Below are 3,487 nucleotides of genomic sequence, written 5' to 3'. Positions count from 1 at the left end.
GATGGCTTTGATGATGGGCAAGAGGTCTTCGGTGCCGTTCTTCGCCTCGACGTGTTCCTTAATCTCATCCGCGTACTGATCCAACTGGGTGACCTTGGACTTTGATGGGTCAACCTTCGCTGTTCCGTGCTCAAGGATTGTTTCAGGAACATCGAGATCCTTTGTTTCGTCGACCGGCTCACCGCACTCTGTACAATCCATGGTGGATCTCACGACGCCGGTTTTCTAAGGCTTTGTCTGTTCTACTAGGGGAATTAGCGCTCGGCGCCGTAGACGATTGCTGAGCGGCTTTCGTAGCCGCAGTCTCGACACTCGAACCACCGTTGTACCTTCGCGCCGTCAGCACTCTTCTGGCCGACGACGACGTCTTCGTTAGGACACTCTGGACAGGGTAGTTCAGGCTGAGGGCGCTTTCGGAGTTCGTCACGAAGTGATGTGGCTTCCTTCGTCGCGAATCCGCGCGACCATACGGAATAGCCGTCGACGAGAATCGCGGCCCGCCACTTATGCACGTACGAGTCCGGCGCTCGGTGCAGGGCTGCTCGAACGTTGGTCTCTGTATTTCGGTACGCCAGGATTGGAGTACGGCTCTCTCGCGTCCAATTGGTGAGTCGTGTCATCGTTGTTCCTCGAAAAGACAGCGAGCGGCCGCATCGTCGCCGGCGAGCGTCTGCTGGTCCTCGGCTGTATCGGCGAAGAGACTGGACTGTTCACCCTCGGATGGTTGCTCAACTTCAGGCCGGTCGTCGACGCCGAACTCACTCGACTCGGGCCGATCGAGACGTGAATCCCGGTCGCGATGATCCACGTCAGCGCCGAAGTCCTCGAGTGAGGTTTCGACGCTCGTCTCTGTGACTTCGAGCTGGCCATCATCACCGAACGCGGTCTGCTGTTGAATCTCGATTTCGGGTCGCTCGCTCATTTGGATTGAGCCTCCACCCACCGAGGCTCCGACAGACACCTCCGAGTGTCGCGTCAGTCGCCCTGAGAGCGGATCTCGGTAGCCCGCTGTTTGAGTCGGCGGAGGATCTGGACCCGTTGCTGATTCGCGTTCTCGTAGGCGACGCAGGCTCGCAGCGTCTCCATGTCGTTGATCGTCACGATACCGGCGTTGATGAGTCGCGTGCTTGGTGGGTCGAGCCGTTGCTCCGGTGTGAGACCATCTGGTTCTGCAGCTTGGTCTGACGAGTCACTCACGTATGTTCGCCTCCGCCTTTTCAAGGCGGCAACAAACCGCTCTAACTCGCTTTCCGTCTTCCGTAGCTACGGGAACGGATTCGCAGCTACCGGTACTGCTGCTGTCGCGGTGACCGCTGTCTCACTTCTGTTGTCGCTTGAGAAACTCGAGGAGGATCTCGATGTCCTCAGCCGATGCCGACGATTGGCCGAACAAGCTCTTGAATCGGTGATCGAGTCCGCCCTCTTCGATGAACGCTTGTGCGTCACTGAGCTGTTCCCGAAGGGCATCAGCATCGCCGCGATGCAGATGTGTCTCGACTAGATCTAAGTCGATCGAGGGGATCGCAGCAAGGACATCTGCGAGATCCGTTTTCCGGCCACTATGGAGCTTGGCGGCAACGAGCACTTCCCCATCAGCGGCTCGTGCAGTCGTCGACCGAGTCCCGCCTGAAATCGTCGTCGGGGAGCTGTGCGTGCATAGATAGTCGAACGACCACTCTGCTTCGGTTTGTCGACACCCAAGTCCGTTCACGAGAATGTCCACACCGACCGGATGGGGCAGTCCTTCGGTTCGCTCGAAGCAGTCGATTTCCCGGTTGTAGATTGTCTCTTCTGCTGGGACTTCGAACTCGGTTGTCCGTTCGAAGCCATGTTGTTCCAGAAACGCCACGACGTCCTTGTAGTCATCTGGTGCAATGACGAGGTCGAGGTCGGTCGAGAACCGCGTCTCGAACTGACTGATCGCGTATCCACCAACGAGGACGAATCCAATGTTTGACTGCTCCAGTTCATCGAGGACTTGGATGAGCGCGTCACTGCGGTCTTCCTGGCTCATGCTCAGGCGGGCTCTCGGCGATAATTCGCATCGGTGTCGACGTCGTCGTACATTCGGCCGAGCATGTCGAGGGCAGACTGAAAGGTTGCGTAGTACTCGTTCGCGAATGCCACGGTTTCCTGAAGCGGAATGACAGGCCGTCCGTCGACCATCTCGGCATCGATCTGTGGCCGGGGCTCGAGGACAACCTGAATGGCGCAATCAAGGTCTTCAGCGGGCTGGCGTTCTTCCGCAGTCGGGATTCCGAACCGATCGAAGAATGTCTCCCAGGCGTCGACGTCCTGCTCGCGAACAGCGATGAACAGGGGATAATCCTCCGGGTCGCGAGCGACTTGGTAGCCGCCCTGGGTCCAGACGTATACTGCATCGATGGATGTGAATGCATAGTCCAGGCCGGCGAACTGCGGGATGACGTACGCCTCCGAGATGGATGGTGGTGAGATGTCTGCTGCCGTCGTCAGGAACTCGAGACCGGCGTCTCGGAGCGTCTGATCGACGAGCTGGAGGCCATCATCGTACGCGACGTATCCCGCTTCTTCGATGCGGTTCATGACGCGCCGAATCGTCTCTCGGTTCTCGTCGATCTTTCGCGCGACGCCGGAGATGGAATCGCCTTGGTCAAGCGCGAGGATGACCTTGAGTTCCTTCTCACCGCATACTTCGTACATCCTATGGTTACACAATTCTGTGCAACACCTAAAAAAATTACTCTTCGTGTGGGGCTGCTGGCTGGATCTGGCGAGCGTCCTCAGCAAGATCGTGGATGTACTCCCGGAGGATTTCCATGTCCTCGCGGGCATCTTCGAGCGTCTTGGCTTTCGATTTGGCCACGATTTTGTCCTGATCGCGGGTGCCAGTGCCGCGAGTGAGCTTCACGGTGAGTGAGACGCCGACGTCGCTTCGCTCGACGTATTCGGTTGGTGCCTGTCGATCAGTGTTCTCCGTCGATTCGGCGGACATGTGCGACTGCTGAGTGGGTTCTGCCATGGATTGCTCTCTAGAATGGATTTCAGGCGGACAGCGCAACCGGTTCGTCGGCTATTCCGCGAAGGGCTGCGTCAAGCTCACGCCCGATGAGGCGCCAGCAGCCATCGGGGCCAGTACAGTCGAGCTGGCTCACGACCTCGGTCTTGAACGCCATGTACTCCGCCAGTGCCACCTCTTCGTCGTCGGTGTAATCGAGCAGGAGTGCAAGCCCGAGTTGGGCCGGTCCACTGCCACAATACCCAACCTCGAATCCGCTTGGACTGTGATTTACTAGTTCAAGACTTCGCTCCGGTGTCAGCTGTTCTTCGCCGGGTCGTTTCTCGACGATAACGCGGCCTTGACGACGGTAACCGACGTAGACGACATCGGAATTATCCGAGATCCGTGATTGTTCGTGCGAGTGTGGGTTGCTTATTCCACTCATCGGTTGGTCCGCGGAGGCTCCTTCGAACACCCCCCGCACCCCTCGGGGGGCGACAAACAACA

At 58.2% G+C, this 3,487-nt stretch carries 8 protein-coding genes; all 8 read right to left on the bottom strand.

Annotation, left to right across the window (positions count from 1 at the left end):
- A partial coding sequence (locus tag AN233_RS05505; protein WP_141654128.1) for a hypothetical protein occupies window positions 1-201 on the bottom strand: 201 nt, incomplete at its 3' end.
- 53 nt (window positions 202-254) lie between these two features.
- Entirely contained in the window at window positions 255-620 is a 366-nt protein-coding gene (locus AN233_RS17915; protein ID WP_080508372.1) for a DUF7568 family protein, read from the bottom strand.
- Window positions 617-922 carry a hypothetical protein gene (locus AN233_RS05500; protein ID WP_058365830.1) on the bottom strand — a complete coding sequence of 102 codons (306 nt, stop codon included), beginning with the start codon at window positions 920-922 and terminating at the stop codon, window positions 617-619. The genes AN233_RS17915 and AN233_RS05500 overlap by 4 nt, the downstream gene beginning before the upstream one ends.
- Before the next feature lie 53 nt (window positions 923-975).
- The gene (locus AN233_RS05495) at window positions 976-1,197 is read right to left on the bottom strand and encodes a hypothetical protein (protein ID WP_058365829.1); all 222 of its coding nucleotides are present in this window, start codon (window positions 1,195-1,197) and stop codon (window positions 976-978) included.
- A 121-nt stretch (window positions 1,198-1,318) separates the two neighbouring features.
- Window positions 1,319-2,014 (bottom strand): nucleotidyltransferase family protein, encoded by a 696-nt coding sequence (locus tag AN233_RS05490; protein WP_058365828.1) that lies wholly within the window; start codon window positions 2,012-2,014, stop codon window positions 1,319-1,321.
- Between the two features lie 2 nt (window positions 2,015-2,016).
- Window positions 2,017-2,682, bottom strand: a complete 666-nt coding sequence (locus AN233_RS05485; RefSeq protein WP_058365827.1) for a helix-turn-helix domain-containing protein — start codon at window positions 2,680-2,682, stop codon at window positions 2,017-2,019.
- Between the two features lie 37 nt (window positions 2,683-2,719).
- Entirely contained in the window at window positions 2,720-3,001 is a 282-nt protein-coding gene (locus AN233_RS05480; RefSeq protein ID WP_058365826.1) for a DUF7389 domain-containing protein, read from the bottom strand.
- A gap of 22 nt (window positions 3,002-3,023) precedes the next feature.
- The gene (locus tag AN233_RS16325; RefSeq protein WP_080508373.1) at window positions 3,024-3,425 is read right to left on the bottom strand and encodes a DUF6166 domain-containing protein; all 402 of its coding nucleotides are present in this window, start codon (window positions 3,423-3,425) and stop codon (window positions 3,024-3,026) included.
- Window positions 3,426-3,487 lie beyond the last annotated feature (62 nt).

Source organism: Haloparvum sedimenti (assembly GCF_001462205.1).
Classification (GTDB): Archaea; Halobacteriota; Halobacteria; order Halobacteriales; family Haloferacaceae; genus Haloparvum; species Haloparvum sedimenti.
This window is presented reverse-complemented; position numbering and strand designations above follow the sequence as displayed.

Excerpts from the sequence above, each read along its gene's own strand:
- AN233_RS17915 (WP_080508372.1), bottom strand. The coding sequence starts at position 620 with ATGACACGACTCACCAATTGGACGCGAGAGAGCCGTACTCCAATCCTG.
- AN233_RS05500 (WP_058365830.1), bottom strand. The coding sequence starts at position 922 with ATGAGCGAGCGACCCGAAATCGAGATTCAACAGCAGACCGCGTTCGGT.
- AN233_RS05490 (WP_058365828.1), bottom strand. The coding sequence starts at position 2,014 with ATGAGCCAGGAAGACCGCAGTGACGCGCTCATCCAAGTCCTCGATGAA.
- AN233_RS05485 (WP_058365827.1), bottom strand. The coding sequence starts at position 2,682 with ATGTACGAAGTATGCGGTGAGAAGGAACTCAAGGTCATCCTCGCGCTT.
- AN233_RS05480 (WP_058365826.1), bottom strand. The coding sequence starts at position 3,001 with ATGGCAGAACCCACTCAGCAGTCGCACATGTCCGCCGAATCGACGGAG.
- AN233_RS16325 (WP_080508373.1), bottom strand. The coding sequence starts at position 3,425 with ATGAGTGGAATAAGCAACCCACACTCGCACGAACAATCACGGATCTCG.